Source organism: Sphingobacterium arenae (assembly GCF_014692505.1).
Lineage (GTDB): Bacteria > Bacteroidota > Bacteroidia > Sphingobacteriales > Sphingobacteriaceae > Sphingobacterium > Sphingobacterium arenae.
The window spans coordinates 76,851-93,929 of the sequence record NZ_JACNYK010000001.1; the positions used below are offsets into that span (position 1 = coordinate 76,851).

A 17,079-nucleotide genomic window follows, 5' to 3' on the forward strand; every position below is an offset into this window, starting at 1 on the left:
TTTGTTTGCAGTAGCTACATTTTTCTTCTTCTCCCGATATCATTTTGGTTGTCGTTTTGTTCAGTTTGGGCACCCTGACCCATTTTTTCTTTGACGGGTTTTACATATTGATCAGTTTTCAGTCCGGCCTCTTTCAGGACACCTTCGGGAATATTGGTGTTCAGTATAATATTCCCATCTTTCAGTTTAGGCAGGATTTTATCGGCAATCGTCTTTTTGATCGTCTCCGGCCCTTTGGGGTGGATTATTACCTGGCTGAACGGAATCGAATAAACAATGGCGGCAAAGGATCGACCAGGTATGCCATAGACGATGCCCTTTTCCATCGTCTTATTTAACTTCGCGTTGAATTTTGCCGCTTCTTTTTTCTCAACATATTTGTTCAGCAGGTCGTCGATATAGTTTTCAAGGTTCATGTCAACCGAAAAAGCCTCCATGTACTCGTCTGCCGGGTACTGTATAGGCGGCAGGGTTTTGCAATGTTCCTCCGCTTGGCGTATCAACTCTTTCCCTTTTTCGTTAGTGTGGTAGTAGTTCGTTGGACCTCCATGCCCCTCATTCTCGGCATAACCCGCATGGACACCCTGAATATAGAGCTTGGCGGTGAATGCTTCTGTTTCGCGACTTAATTGTACACTGTGATGAATATTCTTCAACTCGATTTTCATAATGATGGAAATAAATGATGAATTAATAATATTTGTTTTCTTGTGTTTAAAATTTGCGAACACCAAAAACCCCTGACCCATCAGGGATCAGGGGTGTCAAGGAGCCAATTCGGTTAGCCCTTGTCTGTAAAGAATTGATGGAAAGTCTCAAATGGTGCCTTTGGCTTGTGGGTTCTGACACCCGAACGGATGCCCGCTTCTTTCTCAAAACGGTTCAATGAAAATACACCGACCGGAATACAGTACCGCTTTCTATTACAATAGAATTCCCCTTGGTCACCAATAAGGGAGAACCGCGCATTTTTTCCTACTTTCCACATTGCCACCTTGCAGTCGGTCACACGGCCAATTATTCCCGCATCAAATACAGTATGGATTTTGGCATTCGGGAAAAGGAATTTTAGCCGAACAACCTGCTCCTTGGATGGCCGCAATGCCAATGAAGCAAACGCTGCTGAACACGGTACAGCAAGCCAACCTGGATGATAATGGCAAAAGCACAATATATCACTTGCGGAATGACCAATGAAAAGATTGGTGACGGATATGGGCAAACTATCCGCCGCCAACCATATACCGGCAGAAACCGGAACACGGACACGGTTATTGTACCAATGTTCATGATCGATCACACAACTTTCTAACGTGTAGGGAAACGCAACTTTGTCTTTGGATATATTAATATAAGGAGCAAAGAAGTCCTGTACTTCGGGTTTCAGCGAGGAAAACGACATTACCGGGAAGCGGTACGGCCGTACCCTCTACTGTGTTGGGTTTCACGGAGATTTTGTACAAGGTCATGAACGGTTTTCTCATTTCCTCTTTCTTTTTTGTCACTCAACATCATATCGGCCAACGCCTGATTGTAGCCCTTGGAAAAGCCTTCACCCTGTTGCTCAAATCTCCCTTTAAGGTTTTTGATGCCACGGAACACCAAATAAGAAATACCACCGTCCAATAACACGGACAGGATCAGCCGTTTCCGGTCTGAACGGACACCCTTGTTGTCGGTTGCCGAATGCTGGATTTTGGTCCCGTCTTCGAGCTCCACCACATCGCCGTTACGGAAAGCCTCCTGTTGCTTTTCTGAAAGCGTTTCGCCGTTCACTTTAATGGGAGCCTGTACCTGATCAGACTCATACGCAACAAACTCCCTTGTCAAGTCGTCATATTCAATGATGATTTTCTTCTTTTTATTACCGTCGATCTGCTGTTCCTTGCCCACGACTTGCTTTTCTCCGGAAATTAGGGCCTTTTCCTCGTCTTCGGTCAACAACGGGTGCCATTGTGGTTCGCGGTAAATAGGATGTATGTTAAGCTGGACGTTACCGTCCAAATCCCGGCTGATGGATAGCTTTGCATCCAATTGACGGATAGAAAAACCGTCGATGTTCAGACCGGACATACTCAACATATCCGTCCTTCTTCCGGCAAGCAAAGCATCGATGTTCTCCGGGCTGATACTGAACCCGCCGTCTTTGTAAAGCCCCAATTTCTCGAGTTCCTTTAAGGGCATTTCATTTTCTTTGATAGGATATTTCATAATTCAATGATTGTTAAGTTTCAATAATTTCATCTCTTGATACCATAGGCGCTTGTGGTCTGCTGTTCAGCCACTGGATGGTGCAGGTCTACGGCTGCCTTGACGCCATCGGGATGTTGCTTGGCCTGAAGCAGGGAATTATAGAGCCCGTCCGTTCTCGATAGGGAGAAAGTGTTGCCCGTCGAAAGGTCTTCCACACGTACACGTCCACGTTTCAAATTGCCCTGTACCTTGTATATCGTATTGTTATAGGCAATTTCATCCCCCATAGATAGGTCTGACTCTTTCGCGCTACGGGGTTTTGCTTCGGGTTGTTGTTCGACCGGAACGGTGGCAGCTTTGATTTGCCTTTTCCGCTCAAATGCCAACAGGTAGTTTCGGATTTTTTCCGCATCGGCGGCGGCGGCGTGGATTTCAAAGGGTGTGCTTTTCAGTATCCGTATCCAACTATCGACATAGGCCACGTGCTGGCCGGGATCGTGGCCGATTCGTAGTTCCTGACCGATAAGCATCGAGGCGATTTCAGCACGGAGTTCTTCCCGGGCATAGGCTTCCGTGCCGAAATGGTTTATCATACTCCTGTTGAGACGGTCTTTGTGACCTGTCCAGTGGCCGAGTTCATGGAGCAGGGTAGCATAGTATTTATCCGATGCATCAAATTGTTCACGCAAGGGCATGGTAATACTGTCACTTCTCTCGCTATAATAGGCTTGGTCCCCAGATTTGTGCGTGATATCGGCCCCCGAAGCCAGGATGATATTTTCAGCCCTTTGGACAGGATCCCATTGAAGTTCTTTCACATCCGGTTTCACCAAAGGTTTGATGCCATCAACCTGCTGGGCGTTGAACACCCAAGCGGTACTGATGATTGGTTTTTCCAACCTCTTTTCGATTTTTACAAGGTTGCCCTGCTTGTCCAATATGGGAAGGTTATTTTCGTCTTTCTTGGGTAATAGCTCGCGGGTTTTGACAAACTGGATTAGCTTCGCTTTTTCACCCTTTTTAACTTTCCATCCCTTTTCGGAAGCCTGGTTGAAGGTCAGCCAACGAGGGTCCTCCCGGTCGGCCATCAGCAATGAAAGGCTATTTATACCCTTGTAGCGATTACCCGTTACGGCATTATAGGGCAGTTCAAAGGCAGGACTGCCCGCGTTCCACGGTTTCTGCCAAGGCGCGGTACCTTCTTCGAGTTTTTTGATGATCGCCCATGCGACAGATTCGTGCAGGGCCGCTACGTTGCTATTTCTCATGGGAATCCACCTCCGGGGATTCATCTGCTGGCAATTCGTCGGCGTAATCCACGCCATAAATAGCAGCTTCTTCCGGGGTCAGGCCAATGTCTTCACCACTGGCCAGAACACTTAGTTTCTGTTGGAGTGATCTTAAATGGTAGTCCATATCATTCAATGTTTAAAGGTTTATTCGATTGTTCTTTTAGCCTGCGCAGGAATTTCAAGGGGTCAAGGTATCGTCCATTGAACTTTACCGAAAAATGCAGGTGTTCTCCGGTTACCCTGCCTGTGGCCCCGGTGATACCGATAGGTTGCCCTACCGTTACCGTGGCACCCGTGGAAACGAGCAAACGGGAAAGGTGTCCGTAAATGATTTCCACGTCTCCATGAAGGGTCCGTACGTATTTCCCAAGATTGGGGTGGTTACCGGTTTCTATAACAATTCCGTCCAAAACGCTGAAAACCGGATCGGAACGGGCGGCAAGGTCAACGCCATTGTGGTTATTAGGTCTGCCCGTCACCGGATGCACACGTGGGCCAAATGGGGACGTTACACTTAGACGTGCCAACGGTATCGAAACTGAACGTTGTGCCGTTGCTGGTAGAGGGATGGAATACGGCAACGATATAATCAGTATTTGGATAATGAATTTTTTCCTGCGGATCATCTTCCCCTCCCTGTTTCCCGGCCTCCGCTGTCGGGATTCCGTTCCATGGAGAGCCGTAACTTTTCCTGTAAAGAGACGGTACTCATTGTCAAAAGCATTTGATTGCTTACCGCAATTTCAAGTGCCCGCGCAAGCGCGTTTATCGAGCCATTTCTCAAATGGTCGTCGATGTCCATCAGCGTGACGAAATCCCTTTCATCCAGTTTCATGAAACTGCTCTTGATAAGCCCGTACAGTTCTTCCTGCGGCTTCAATACCAATAGCGCATCCGTAGCATAAAGGCTCTTTTGACCATCTCCAAAGGTGACGGTGATTTCATCTTTTTTTAGCCTTGTATCGGTAACGACTCCTATCTGACCACGCCGTAGATAAGGATCGTGTGGTAGCTCTGGATTCACCAAAACCAGTTGGCCTTGCAATTCTTGCATAGTTTTATGTTTTTGATTAAATAATAGGGTGTTTAAACCTGTCGGCTTATTTCCTGAATGTTGGCTTCATGGTGCCTTTGGGTTGGGGAGCCGGGCCTGAATCCTGATGCGGTACCAATGCATTCACCATTTCCTGTACTTCCTTGTTGATACGGAAGAAATTGGCCAATAGGATTTCCTCTTTCCGCCCTTTGAAGTCGTAATAGGTAGGCAGTTCCCGATAACCCGCTTCTTCCATTTTTATGGCTTCCATATCCAGATTGATACGGCAGTTTACCGCCGAGGTCTCGTATTTACCCGTGTAGGTTTCCGCCGTATCGCGGGCAACAATACCGACAATTTCCCCGGCCTTTAGCGATGCTATCTTTCCGGCGGGAATCAACGGTTCGAGTTTTTCATTCAGGGATCGCGAGGTTCTTGTACGGTCGATGCTTAGGCTTTCGCCCGTCTGTTTCACCTTGCCGAACAGACGCTCTAACCATTCCAAAGTTTCTTTGCTTCTGACCGAACCGGAAAGCACATTCCCCATGATGGACGTAATGACTTCCGCTGTTTCCTTGCCGTATTGTTGGCGTAACATAGGCAACTCCTGAAGCCCCAGGACCACCGCAGAAAAATTGGATCTGCTTTGTGCCACGAGTAGGTCCACTCGGTGGATATACAAGCTGGGCGCCTCATCCACCACCAATCCTATGGGCAGGTTCCCCCTTGTATTAATCAATTTGGTAACCCGATTAAGTACCACAGACAAACAGGCGGAATTGATGCTTTGGGTGCTCGGGTCATTGGCCAGTACTAAAATACCGGGATGCTTGGGGTTGCTCACCTGGAGCTCAAAATCATCGGCTCCGAAAACCCAAAATGTTTCCTTTGTGGCGAGGCGGCTGATAAAGATTTTCAGGGTGCCCACCTGACCTTCGAGTTGGTCAAATGCCTTTGCCGTGTACGCTGACATGAAGGGCGATAGCAGGGAACCAAGCTCTTGGTTTGTAAAAAGCGCGGTAAATATCTGTTCATACGGCAGGTTAAGAAATGCCAGTACGTGCGGCAGGCTGGAATAGCGGCCATCTTCGTATCTGCTGAAAAAGAAGATACAGGCGGCAAGGAAGTTCACGGCCGACTGCGTGAAAAACTGGTCGCTACCACCGCTTTTGTCTCCCTTTTTTAAGGCTTCAACGAGTGCCTCCGCCGTTTCGGAAGCATCGGCGAGCGTGTTCAGGTAAGCCCTTTTCAAGGGATTGACCCTTCTGCTTTTCTCGGGATCGTTCAGGTTGATGACGTGAAAGCGGTAATCCATGCACCGACCGTCCCGCTTGGCAAGTAGATAATGATAATAGGCTATCTTACCAAGATCGGGATATTTCAGATCATAAAGTGCCAACGTGAACGAATTGGCCAACATTTGGCGGATGATTGGCGCAATGACCCCAAACGATTTTCCGCTTCCCGGAACTCCACAGACCAAACACCCCCTGAATAAATTTTCCAGCGGGATATACCCCTTTCGGACTTTACGTTTATAATAAAACAAAGTCGGGATGTTCACCGAGTACGGGGTTATCACGGGTTTGGTAGGTTGCATAAAGGATTCTTCCTCGATGTTCCAGCGATCCTTTCCCAGATTGGAACTAATGATCTTGGACACATTGTCCATGGCCATATGCACGAGAATGGCGCCCACAAAAGCGCTCGCAACATAAGCAAGGTCGTACCAGTTGACTTTCTGCCATATTGGATCGCTTACACGCCCATGTAACCACACGCCTGAAAAAAGAATAAGCATCCCCAATGCCAAAGGATATACGATCTGGTTTTTGGGATTGAGGTCTTTTTTCTTTCGGCTTAACGTTCCGATGGAAACCAGACAGATCAGCACAAGCGTAAAGAGCTTGCTGTTTATCAGCCCGTCATAGAATGGTACCCTCGAAAGCCTTTCGGCAAATAGTACCAAGCTGCTATCGCTTGTTCCTGTCAATAGGAATCGATCGACGTAGAAAAACAGAAAGACTTCGAGCACAACGGACAGGTATATGCCAAATTGCAGGGAACGGTAAAGCCCCTGCTGCTCTTTGGTTTCTTCCATAAATTATTGGTTTTTTATCGGTTGGAACGAGGGTTTCGCCGCTCTTCCATGATGACATTTAAAAGGTGTCCGCTTTCAGGATATCCCTGTACTTTATCTTTAGGTTCACCGTCCGGCCGGAAATCTGTTTTTCGGCAAGGTTCACCCGAAGTACCTTACTGCCTGGAAAGGTTGCTTTTTTCAGCACGAACACATTTCGATGCTTTTTCTTAAACTCCCCCAAAGGCTGGTATTGCCACACGGGTTTAATTTCCACGGTCTGTACATTTGTGGCTTTGGTGATTTTTTTGTCTTCAATGAAAAACCGCAGCTCATCCACGTCGTATGATAGGTTTGAGGTATTGGTAAACGACACATCAAGAAAGATATAATCGCCCAATGCGCTGATACCGTTCAGGGTGATGCCCAATCCGTAATCTTTTGCACTTCTTACCGGATGGTGAACGGTTTTCGTCAGTAGACCCAAAGCGAGGGATTTCATCTGGCTACGGCTCAATCCGACCCCGGAAACTTCAAGGGGGCGGGTATGTTCCGGCCTGATTTCAAGCAAGGCCGGAATGTTCCGGCCATTCGTCCAGGACGGCGCGGTTAGGCGGTATTGTGCCATGAAGTTGTCGCCGACTATAGTGATCGCCCCCAGTTCATAATCGAGCTGTTCCATTTGTGTGCTGTCCCCCTTCAACTTGATGCGAAGCACATTTTCAAGGGGCAGGTCAGCCGATACATGGCTTGATGCGATGTCAACGTATTGGATCGGTTCGGGTGAAAGGATATGAACCGTATGACCGCGGTACAATGTGAGTTCGGGAAGCCCGCCCAACCGGGCATCGGGGGTTTGCTGGCAATGGGCCGAATACCCGATAAAGCAAAAAAGGGCGAGGATAAGAAAATGATGTTTCTTCATGATGAGATCTTAAATGGTTTTACTTTTCGTAATTCTGTTGGGTTTGGCGGAGCGTCTGCGGGTCTATGAGGTAGACCAGTGTATTGTATTTCAATTTCGCCCTGTTCTTCCGTATCTGCTTTGAAACGGCAGTGGTAGTGGATTGGAACATGCGCTGGATGGCACTCATGACCATCTGGCTGTTATTTTCAGCCTGTTGTTGCAGGGTAATGCCCTGTGTTGTATTTCCACCGAGCTCGCGGCTGAATTCCCTGAATGCCGAAGCTGGCACATACAGTCCGGGCGAGCCGTCATTGTCGTATATCTCCAGCCGAACGGGCAATATGTTATTTCCCTGCATGATGGAAGTGATGGTAAGCAGCACACGCTGTCCCGAAAACCCGGTGATCCTGGCAAAAACATGGGTGCCTTTTTTAACGACGTGCCGGCCGACCAAGAGGTCATCCATCAGCCGTATGCGCAGGCGTGAATCCGCATATCCCGTTATGTTTTCATCTACGATGGCCTGGATAAATGTCTCGTCCCTTTCGGGGCGAACGGTATTGAACGCATCCTGCGCCAGACCGTATTTGGAGACTGACAACCGGGGTTGGCTTTCAAGCTCCCTTTTCATCTCTTCCATGCGTTCACGTTGCTCGCGGGCTGCTCGTTCGTCCGGGTCGTTTGCCCTTGCCATACTATCCGCGAAGGCCATCTGGCGACGGAAAAGTTCCATCGGGTCGTTTTTTTCGGGTGCTTCTTCGGTGGGTTCGGGCTTTCGCCTCAACGATGAGAGAGCTTGCTCCAAAGCGTGATCTCCGCCATCGTCGACCAGGGAATCATTGCTGGAAAACGGTCGCCTGTTTTTGAGGGCGTTCTCGATGGAATCGAGCTTTCGCTTTTCTTCTTCGTTGTAGAGTTCATCAAAGCGGTACTGTTCAGCCTGTTCCTCCTGCAACTGGCCTATCGCCGTATAACCGTCTCCACGACGGTACTGTTCACGGTAGGCGGCCAGTTTGTCCGAAAGCGAGCTGTTCTTTACCTCTTCCGATACTTCGGCAATCTGTCCCTGCAAAGGATCGCCGGCCTGTTGGGGCGTCTCATCAGTTGCAAAACCTGTCCTGTACACGTAAAAGAACAGGCATAGAAAGGGTAACGCTATGATCGGGAGAACATAGCGCGGTTGTCTGAAATTGATCTTCATTTTACTGGATGGTATTAAGGTGAATTATGGTGTCCGTTGGCCTCGGCCAACTGCTTTTCGAGTATGCGTACCCTGTCAATGGCTTGCTCCATGAGCAGGCTATCCGAGCTGTCCAAGCTGTCTTTTTCCAGCAGCCCGTCAAGGATGGCATTGATTTCCAGCAGTTCCTTCAACGTGGAAACGGTGGAGACAATACCGTTCATCCCGCCAACCATAGGTTGTTGTATAGAAATGCGGGTATCGTCTTCCAGCGGTTTTTTCTTCGGGATAAAGAGAAAGCATCCAACGGAAACAAGGATGCTGATGACCATTGCAAGGAATACTGCAAGCGGCCGGGATTCCAGAAACCGTCTGATACGGACGGAAAACCCGTCGATATACTTGCCAAACTCTCTGTAAACGGCTGTCCACAATGTCGTGCCGGGCGGGCGGTTAGAAGTTATTTTTCTGAACATAGCTGATGTCTTTGTTTTCCAATGTTTTCCATCTGGTTATAAGTACACCGTGGCCATTGTTGTCCGTACGCACTTCAAGGTCCCGGAGATAGCCCTCCGTCACCAGTGTCCGCACCACCGTTGAGCTTCTGCGATCTATGGTCTGTTTGCCGTAATACCGAAAATACTTTTTGATGGGGTCAACATGGATCGAATCCGTCTGGATGGTCAGTACTGCGCTGGAAGAAAGTATGGAATTGAAAAATCCTTTCTCTCGCAGGTTGTTGTACTGCAATGCCCCTGATTCATCGATCAGGTACATGGCTTTTTTCATCTGGTATTCTATGAATTTATCGTCCGGTGCAAGTGTGAAAAACAATGAATGGAATAGGTTGACGTGGGTACGGTACTCGATGGGCCTGTTCACCTCGACATCGGTCTGTCGCGCCGATACGGGCACGTTGTTCGCGTCGAGGATGTACACGGATTTCCGCGCATTGCCGACCTGCTTATAGGCAAAAAAGGATACCGCCACTACCATGAGCAGGGCGGTGGCCAGGCTGGCCCCGGCAATAAATGTCGCCAGCCTGATCTTGGTCTCGATATTCTTTATTATCATGAAATAAGGGGTTAAAGGGTTTTAGATTTTGGCGATCAGCCTCCGCATATTCCTGCCCATGTTGGAAGCTCCGCGCCCCATTGTACTGGCGGCGGAAGTGATACCGCTTGTCGAAACAATCCATGTACTGATGCTTGGTACGGTGAGCATGGAAAGCCCGCCGATCAGGAACGCAACGATAACAATGCCGAAACTTAACAGTCCGTTGCCCGCAAACCATGCCATTTTCTCCATTGTACTGCCCGTACTGTCAAGCAACTGCTGGTAGCGGGTAATTTCGGCTTCCATCGCATATTGCTGGAACAGGCTTGCCACGTGCATGACAAGGTAGGCGACACCCGAATACAGATTAACGCTGATAAACCGGGCTATCCACGTTCCAAAGGAGTCCCTGAAAGCCGGCAGGATGCTTACCGCAACGGAAAAAGGCCCCAATATGACAAGGATGGTCGAGTAGATGATCTGGATAATGAATATGATGTAAACGCAGATGCGCAATATCCAGACCGCCAATGTTTCCAGAGCGTAGGTCGCCATTAACTGCAAACCGATCTTCATTCTGTTCCTGATTTGGGTCACGGTGTTCCAAACCGTCGAAAAGCCCTCCTTTACGCTTGATGACACGGCGTCCCAGGCCTCCCCGTACCATGTCTCCGCCTCTTTTTCGGCGATTTCGGTTTCGGCCTGTATCGTCGTCAGCTGATCGGCAACGTCGATCATAAGCTTCGCACGTTGGAGACGCAGGTTGTTCACTTCGATCTGGCCGCTGTCGAACAGGCTTTCCGTCTTGGCGGCCACGATGTCCGTGGGATAAGCGAGTACGCGGGTAAATGTACCCCACCAGATGATAACCATCACCAAGCCGAACGGACGGAGCAGTGGCATGATTTCCATTTTCTTGTCTCCGGCCATCATTTCATAGGATTTGATGGCAAAGAATATGAGCATGAAAATGGCGGCAAGTGCCTGTGCGTCGGCGATAAAGGTGTCAAAATGTGTCCATATCGTATTCTTCATGCCTTTTAAGAAGTGCATGACACCCTCTTCATAGACACCGTTTCCCTGTAGGAAATTGAATGTTTCCTTAAAGGCATCCGGCACGTCCACGGGATTGGCCTGTAATAAAAAACGGGGCATTGCCCCACTTACGTTGATAAAATCCATATAGTAGTTTTCTTGTGGTTATCGGGTTCTTTTCAGGATGTCTTCCGCTATCTCCACATCGGAACGGCCGCCTTCAAATTCCGGCAAACCGGGACTGTCGCTTTGCAAGCCGTCAAGGCTACTGGATAAGGACAGGAATTTGGCGGCATAGCTCTTTTTGGCTTCCCATGTGGCAAGCAGTTTCCGGTGTTCCATCAGCATGCGGTGGTATGCCAGTATCCGGCTGCCCCGGTCGAGGGTCGTCCGTCGGGCGGCTTCCAACCGCTCTTTTAGTTCCAGTCGCTCATTGGTGTACCATTCATAAACCCCCTTTTGTTGCAGGTAATCTTTTATTTCCGGGGCAATTCCCTGCATGGCGTCGGTTTCCGTGCTTTCAAGCAGTGGGTTAAATTCTTTTCGATAGTACAGAAACCACAGGGGGTCGGCATCTGTGAGCAGACCGGAATAATTCGCGGCCTCGGTGACGGCCACGTTCCTGAGTGTATCCGCGTGTTTTTTATATGCCTCGTCCGTCTGTTGCATGGCCAGTACCATGCCCATCCGTAGGGTCTGTGGGCCTGGACCGCTCAACGGCCGTCTGTCGGTCTTCGGATAATTGGGATGCAATGCCCAAGTGATCCAATATTGGTAGTTGAGACTAAGAAAACCTTTGGTAGGAGTGAATTTCTTGCGATCCCATTGTTTATGGACCATGCGTTCCTGCTGGTGCACGATATGTTTGTCGGTCTGGCGCTTTACGTTCTGCCCCAATGTTTCCGCGATCGGACACAGGCACAGCAGCCAAATGATAGCGTGTGTTTTCATGTTCAGTCTTCGATTAGGTAATAGTAACGTATGATTTCGTCCGCTTTGCGTTTGTCCATATTGATAAAATTGCGGTATGGGTTTGCCGTTTTGAGTGCCCCGTTTATCTTTGCCCAATACATCGACCTTTCCATGCTGAATACGAGCGCGCGTATCACTTTCAATTCCAGAATGATTTTCCGCATGAGCTGGTCCCTTTTCTCGTAGTCCATCAGAACGTTCTTTCCCTCTTGCAGAACGAAACCGGAGACATCTGCCGCAAGTTGCATCCCCCTGTTTTTAAGTTGCAGGGCAACGTCCTCGGCAAAGAGCAACAACCAGGGTTCTCCTTTGGCAGTTTCCAGCATCTTCGCGCTGTGCGAGCCGATGTCCTGGACAAGTCTTGCGATATGGAGTGCGGAACGGCCTGATTTCAATGCCTCGTCCACTTCCGTCAGTGCTCGGTGTATCATTTGCTGAACCAGCACCACGGAAGAAAGGTTGACGTTGATGTCGTCGATCCGTCCGCGGATATTGCCGAGCATATTGTTGTGCGCCTGCTCCGAAACCAGCCTTACCGCACCGTTTTCGTTCACGATGGCGAGATGCTTGGCGTCGTAGATAATGGTCACGTAGCTTTGCCCAAAGGCGAGGGTTGAAAGACAGATAAAGACCGTCGTTATGAGTTGGGTTTTCATGGCTTAAATTCCTCCAATTGCCTTAAGATGTTATCGACTATGCGCTTATCTTCGTTGATGAAATCCGCAAAGGGGTTCAGGGATTCCAGCATTTTTTTTCGCGTGGAATAATACATCGTGTTGGCAAGGCCGCGGGATGCACCGGCTATCAACCTAAGTTCCTGTAGGACGTGGCCGTACAATATCCTGCGGTCGCTGGCTTTCATCTGGTTCAGGTCTCCGATACTGATAAACAGTCCGGTAAGGTAGCGAGCCAACTGTATGGCTTTTCCCGCCATATCCCTTTCGGCATCGATGGCGAGCGGCAGAAATTCGGGATGCGCGGAAACAATATCCACGATCCTGTTCTGTTGGTTGATGATCTCGGTGACGACCGGTGCGGATTCAATCCCTATGCTAAGGCTTTGAAGGGCCATGCCCAGGGTCTGGAAACGGCTGTGCAATTGCCGGTAACGGTCTTTGAGCCTTGAGGTTTCCCCGCGGTTCACCGTCTCATTTGCCGTAGTGACGGCCTGGCGGTTCCGTGCAGTGACCTGGCGGTCGTATTCGTCTTTGCTGTGTTCCACCAATTGATGGAGCAGTTCCACGTTGAGCTGTGCATTTGCCTGGGCCAGGATGATGACCAATGGCAATAGGGTCAGGACAATATACTTCATCGTTTGACCAGTCTTGAATTGCGGATGACGTCGTCGGCAATCCGCTTATCGATGTTGATAAATCCGGCGTATGGATTGAGGGAATTGAGGATACCGCGCTGCTTTGCCCAATACATGCTTCTGTGCATGCCGTAGGCCACACCGCGCAGGATCGTTAATTCCGTATGTATACGGTTCAGCAGCTTTGCCCTTTCGCCCGAATCCATCAGGTTATCCTTTCCGCCTTTTAGCACAAAAGCGCTGACTTCGGTTGCCAGATTGGTTGCCCTCGTCTTAAATTCCCGTGCGCCCGCTTCGGCAAAAAGCAGGAGCGCGGGGTTTCCACTGGCGATATTCATCGCCTTTTCCACGTCGCTGATGATATCAAGGGAGATATCGGCTATGTCTTTTACCGTCAGCAGGGACCGGACTACCGCGGAGACTTCGCTCAACCCTTTGTAAATCTTATCCTGCAAGTCGTTTACGATCAGGAGTTGGCCGGTGACGGCCATCTGCCCACGCTGGATAAGCGTGAGGTTGTCGTTCACGTTATTGAGCTGGCTGTTCATTATCCCAGCATGTACGCCCGTGGCTGCCGCAACGGCGGGATCGACATAAATCTGCCCCCTGGCAAAGCAGGAAGTTAGGGACAGGATCGATATGATGATAATTCGTTTCATGTAAAGTCTGGTTTAAAGTATTCCTTCGATGAATTGGCGGGAGCACTGTCCTCGTTCACCCGCTGTACAAAATCGCCCAACGCAAGACCGCTTTTTTCCATGTCGGATACGAATGCGGTCAGTGCAGCCTGGTAGCCTCCGTAATGTTTGGCATAAATCTCAACAGCACTTTTTTCGGGTTTTTCAGTCGTGAAAGCCAGATGGTGGTAAATGCTGACTTCCACGCCGTACACTTCACCTCTATTTCCACGCCGGATATAGAACTCGTTGAACCGGGCGCGGCCGTCTTTGTTGTCCAGTCGGTTGATCGTGAAAATCTTCTTTTGCTCCGCTTCATCGATGGACAGCAATTCAGCAACCTTCCTAAAATCAGCTTCGTTCTGTTGCAACAGGATGATGGTATCCGAGTTGTTGATGATACTGTCCTTGATAATGGGGTTACCGATGATGTCGTTGATCTCTTGTGTCACCTCGATGATCTCACCCCAGAACTTCCGTACGGTTTTGTTCAGGTAGAGCAGGAAATTTGCCATCATGGGTGATGAAATGGCCCGCCAGGCTTCTTCCAGTATGAGCGTCTTTCTGCGGTTTTTGCGGTGGCGCATTTTTTGGATGAACAGATCCATGATGATGAGCGTCACGATGGGTAGCAGCGTTTTGTTACTCTGGATATTGTCTATTTCGTAAACTATAAAACGTTCGCTGAACAGCGATTGGTCGGCAGCCTCATTCAGAATGGCTTCATATTCGCCCCCTTTGTAAAATTTCTTTAATACAAAGCGGAACTCTTCCACATCAAAGGATATACTTTCCTCATTCCTTATATCGGGGATTTTCCGAATGGCAAATTCATAAAAGGAATTAAAGTCCAGTTTGGGAATGTGGTTTTCATCGTAAACGGTTCTGGCAGCATCAGTAGCAGCAGCGATTTCGGCCTCGTATTTTTCATGGAAAATGTCTGGATACACCTTTTTGACACCCGGTCTGTGGTATTTGGTTGTTAGATGACCATCGATAGGAACGGTGTCTTTCGATGTTTCATTTATTGTCGATAAAGAATCCGTTTCCTTTCCAAATTCATCTGCGTCGATAACGCTGATGCGCAATATTTCCCTCACCTTTCTTTCAATGGCTTGTCTTTCCTTTTCGGAAAGTCCAGTAAAACCTTTATCTGAAAAGTACTGACTGTAGTAAGCTGATATTACATTGGAAATTACATCGCGCTCCACGGTAGTAACGGTACCCTCGGAACCTTTCCAGAGCAGGGACACCAGCGTAACCAAAAAATCCTTTTTCTCGATATTGTATTCGTCTTCGCTGATGGCAAAGGGATTCATGGTGATTGGCTTTTCCTCCGAATAGGTGATGTATTTGCCTCCATAGGTACTGCAAAGGCCGGAATAGGAATGCCCTACGTCAACGATCACCACATCCATGTTATATTGCAGGTATTGCTGGACGATGGTATTGATGGCATAGCTCTTGCCCGTTCCCGATGCGCCCAACACAAACCGATTGCGATTCTTTATGCGCCCCGTACGCATAACAAGGTCCGATGGGTCAATGGCCACGGGCACCCCTTGACGGTCGGTAAATCTTAGCAGAAAGTCGGATGGTTCGTCGGTCGGCAGCCGCTCTTTGAAAAAGAAGCAAAGGGCGGCATCGGCGGTGGTCAGGAACCAGTCGTATTTTTTCAGTTCCACGCCATTTCCGGGCAGGGCGCAACGGAACAACTCCAATTGATTGTAGGCATTGCGTGAGGGTATGATGCCCTGTTGGAAAAGTGCGGCTTCGATAAAGTTGGCCGTTTTGTCTATCCTGTCCGTATCCGTGGATACGATCATGGAATAATGGGCGTTCACTAACAGCTGGTTGTCGCGGGCCACGTCCACAAGCAAGCGGTCGATGTCCTCTACGCACATCAGATTGGCAGGATCGGGTACGCTCGAATGCCTTTTGCGCTTCACTTCGAGTTTGCCCAATGTGACCTGCTGGTTCGGTATCTCCAACAGCTGGTTATAGATAATGGCACGATAACCGGGGACATGGTGCAGGAAAAACAGGTTGTCCACCGGAAAATCGCGCATACCGTTTGTTTCCGTCCGGGAAGTGAACGCGCCGACCTTTTCCGGCAGATCGACGGAATCCGTATTGACCATGCTGATGCAACGGATGGCCCTGTCGCCTATGTGCAATCCGCGGTCTACGCAACGGAGATTGTCCAGTGAAATATGGGGCTGCTCGAATTCCATTCCGAGCACCCTGTTTACAAAGCGGTTTATTTCCGCTTCCGTAAGGTATGATGGGCCCAGAGCGGCTCCCGAAAGCAGGTCATGGACTTTGGCCATGTTTTGGCCGAAAGTGACCAGCACCTTTTTGTCATACGTATAGAACGTTCCCCTTTTTACCTGACGGGTAACGGTCAGGTAGGTCCTGATCTCCGTGTATTCCCGACCTTCGAAATGTTCCTGGTATTTCTGCTGCAAAAATTCGGATGCTGGTTCGGGCCTGTATTTCCATCTGATGAATACATCCTGTTTCTGGATGATATGCCCCTCGCCGAGTATCTTTATCGCATTGAGCAGTACCTGCTGGAAAACGGTGTAGGCTTCGGGTTCGGCGCCGTACTGCAATACGGGATTGGTCAGCCGGATGACGACTGAAAAATCACCACGGTTGCCGTACAGAATCGGCATTCCCTGATAATGGTCGATGCCCGCGTACGGCATCTCAAAAGCTGTCTTTCTCTCTGTTCTCATAGCTGATCGATAAATTGGCGGGATGGATGAATGCGCCGCGGTGGCGGGTCTTGTCGTGCAGGCCGTCTTTCTGCCTCATGAATGTATAGGCAAGTCCTGCACCCATGAAGGTAATGGTCGCGAAGCTTCCGAGGAACATATTGGTCAGTGCGCCGATAAGGCCGCCAGCGGCCAGACCACCGATAAGGGAGCCTATGCCCCAATAGATAAACTTGCCCTTAAAACCGCGGTAAATAAGGGGCTTTTGCAGCCCCTTATAGATTGGATAACGCCCGCGGGTCATACGCCGAAAAACGCTTTGATGACCACCGACACGAGTACCAAGAACAGGCAGGAACCTCCCCACGACATCAGCTCTTTGTTGATATCCTGATCTCCGCTGTTCCACTTGATGTATACCCGTATTCCGCCTATGAGCCCGACCACGGCGCCGATTGCGAGAATGAGGGTGGAAATCGGATCGACATAGCTGGTGAGCGAGGATGTGGCGGCATCGATACCCACGGTACCGCCCTGTGCGAAAGTTGATTTGGCCGCGAAAAGCGATAGCGCGGCCGCAGTGAGCAGTTTTTTGGTGCTTACAGTCATAGAAATAAAG

At 49.3% G+C, this 17,079-nt stretch carries 20 protein-coding genes; 1 reads left to right on the plus strand and 19 read right to left on the minus strand.

What is annotated here, in order from left to right; all coding sequences use genetic code 11:
- Positions 1-14: 14 nt before the first annotated feature.
- From H8B17_RS00405 to traM, 10 genes are read right to left on the minus strand one after another with little or no spacing between them, the layout of a single operon-like run.
- Positions 15-749, minus strand: coding sequence for a hypothetical protein (locus H8B17_RS00405; RefSeq protein ID WP_190307212.1), 735 nt, complete (start codon positions 747-749; stop codon positions 15-17).
- Between the two features lie 32 nt (positions 750-781).
- Positions 782-1,402, minus strand: a complete 621-nt coding sequence (locus H8B17_RS00410) for a hypothetical protein (RefSeq protein WP_190307213.1) — start codon at positions 1,400-1,402, stop codon at positions 782-784.
- Positions 1,402-2,211 (minus strand): DUF4099 domain-containing protein, encoded by an 810-nt coding sequence (locus tag H8B17_RS00415; protein ID WP_190307214.1) that lies wholly within the window; start codon positions 2,209-2,211, stop codon positions 1,402-1,404. Before H8B17_RS00415 ends, H8B17_RS00410 begins: the two co-directional genes overlap by 1 nt.
- 29 nt (positions 2,212-2,240) lie before the next feature.
- The gene (locus H8B17_RS00420) at positions 2,241-3,461 is read right to left on the minus strand and encodes an ArdC family protein (protein WP_190307215.1); all 1,221 of its coding nucleotides are present in this window, start codon (positions 3,459-3,461) and stop codon (positions 2,241-2,243) included.
- Positions 3,451-3,609 (minus strand): hypothetical protein, encoded by a 159-nt coding sequence (locus tag H8B17_RS00425; RefSeq protein ID WP_190307216.1) that lies wholly within the window; start codon positions 3,607-3,609, stop codon positions 3,451-3,453. The genes H8B17_RS00420 and H8B17_RS00425 overlap by 11 nt, the downstream gene beginning before the upstream one ends.
- 1 nt (position 3,610) lies before the next feature.
- A complete protein-coding gene (locus tag H8B17_RS00430; RefSeq protein ID WP_190307217.1) occupies positions 3,611-4,111 on the minus strand; it encodes a M23 family metallopeptidase in 501 nt (166 codons plus the stop codon).
- Positions 4,108-4,539, minus strand: a complete 432-nt coding sequence (locus H8B17_RS00435) for a hypothetical protein (protein WP_190307218.1) — start codon at positions 4,537-4,539, stop codon at positions 4,108-4,110. The genes H8B17_RS00430 and H8B17_RS00435 overlap by 4 nt, the downstream gene beginning before the upstream one ends.
- A 46-nt stretch (positions 4,540-4,585) precedes the next feature.
- Positions 4,586-6,622 (minus strand): type IV secretion system DNA-binding domain-containing protein, encoded by a 2,037-nt coding sequence (locus H8B17_RS00440; RefSeq protein WP_190307219.1) that lies wholly within the window; start codon positions 6,620-6,622, stop codon positions 4,586-4,588.
- A gap of 58 nt (positions 6,623-6,680) precedes the next feature.
- On the minus strand, positions 6,681-7,526 hold the full coding sequence (gene traN, locus H8B17_RS00445; protein ID WP_190307220.1) for a conjugative transposon protein TraN: 846 nt from the start codon (positions 7,524-7,526) through the stop codon (positions 6,681-6,683).
- A 19-nt stretch (positions 7,527-7,545) separates the two neighbouring features.
- Entirely contained in the window at positions 7,546-8,709 is a 1,164-nt protein-coding gene (gene traM / locus H8B17_RS00450; RefSeq protein ID WP_190307221.1) for a conjugative transposon protein TraM, read from the minus strand.
- A gap of 26 nt (positions 8,710-8,735) precedes the next feature.
- Here traM and H8B17_RS00455 point away from each other — a divergent pair, with 26 nt between their 5' ends.
- Positions 8,736-9,170 (plus strand): hypothetical protein, encoded by a 435-nt coding sequence (locus H8B17_RS00455; RefSeq protein ID WP_190307222.1) that lies wholly within the window; start codon positions 8,736-8,738, stop codon positions 9,168-9,170.
- On the opposite strand, the gene traK is transcribed toward H8B17_RS00455, so the two are convergent.
- Genes traK through H8B17_RS00500 form a run of 9 tightly spaced genes read right to left on the minus strand, consistent with a single transcriptional unit; the run spans position 9,142 to position 17,069 of the window.
- The gene (traK, locus tag H8B17_RS00460; RefSeq protein ID WP_190307223.1) at positions 9,142-9,762 is read right to left on the minus strand and encodes a conjugative transposon protein TraK; all 621 of its coding nucleotides are present in this window, start codon (positions 9,760-9,762) and stop codon (positions 9,142-9,144) included. The two genes, H8B17_RS00455 and traK, sit on opposite strands and share 29 nt — an antisense overlap.
- A gap of 21 nt (positions 9,763-9,783) precedes the next feature.
- Positions 9,784-10,926, minus strand: coding sequence for a plasmid transfer protein (locus H8B17_RS00465; RefSeq protein WP_223816266.1), 1,143 nt, complete (start codon positions 10,924-10,926; stop codon positions 9,784-9,786).
- Positions 10,927-10,944: 18 nt separating this feature from the next.
- Positions 10,945-11,730, minus strand: coding sequence for a hypothetical protein (locus H8B17_RS00470; protein WP_190307224.1), 786 nt, complete (start codon positions 11,728-11,730; stop codon positions 10,945-10,947).
- A 2-nt stretch (positions 11,731-11,732) separates the two neighbouring features.
- A complete protein-coding gene (locus H8B17_RS00475) occupies positions 11,733-12,407 on the minus strand; it encodes a hypothetical protein (protein WP_190307225.1) in 675 nt (224 codons plus the stop codon).
- Positions 12,404-13,063, minus strand: a complete 660-nt coding sequence (locus H8B17_RS00480) for a hypothetical protein (RefSeq protein WP_190307226.1) — start codon at positions 13,061-13,063, stop codon at positions 12,404-12,406. The genes H8B17_RS00475 and H8B17_RS00480 overlap by 4 nt, the downstream gene beginning before the upstream one ends.
- Positions 13,060-13,722, minus strand: coding sequence for a hypothetical protein (locus tag H8B17_RS00485; protein WP_190307227.1), 663 nt, complete (start codon positions 13,720-13,722; stop codon positions 13,060-13,062). Before H8B17_RS00485 ends, H8B17_RS00480 begins: the two co-directional genes overlap by 4 nt.
- Positions 13,719-16,481 carry a TraG/VirB4 family ATPase gene (locus H8B17_RS20550; protein ID WP_223816267.1) on the minus strand — a complete coding sequence of 921 codons (2,763 nt, stop codon included), beginning with the start codon at positions 16,479-16,481 and terminating at the stop codon, positions 13,719-13,721. The genes H8B17_RS00485 and H8B17_RS20550 overlap by 4 nt, the downstream gene beginning before the upstream one ends.
- On the minus strand, positions 16,453-16,764 hold the full coding sequence (locus H8B17_RS00495; protein WP_190307228.1) for a DUF4133 domain-containing protein: 312 nt from the start codon (positions 16,762-16,764) through the stop codon (positions 16,453-16,455). Before H8B17_RS00495 ends, H8B17_RS20550 begins: the two co-directional genes overlap by 29 nt.
- The gene (locus tag H8B17_RS00500; RefSeq protein ID WP_190307229.1) at positions 16,761-17,069 is read right to left on the minus strand and encodes a DUF4134 domain-containing protein; all 309 of its coding nucleotides are present in this window, start codon (positions 17,067-17,069) and stop codon (positions 16,761-16,763) included. The genes H8B17_RS00495 and H8B17_RS00500 overlap by 4 nt, the downstream gene beginning before the upstream one ends.
- Between the last annotated feature and the right edge of the window lie 10 nt (positions 17,070-17,079).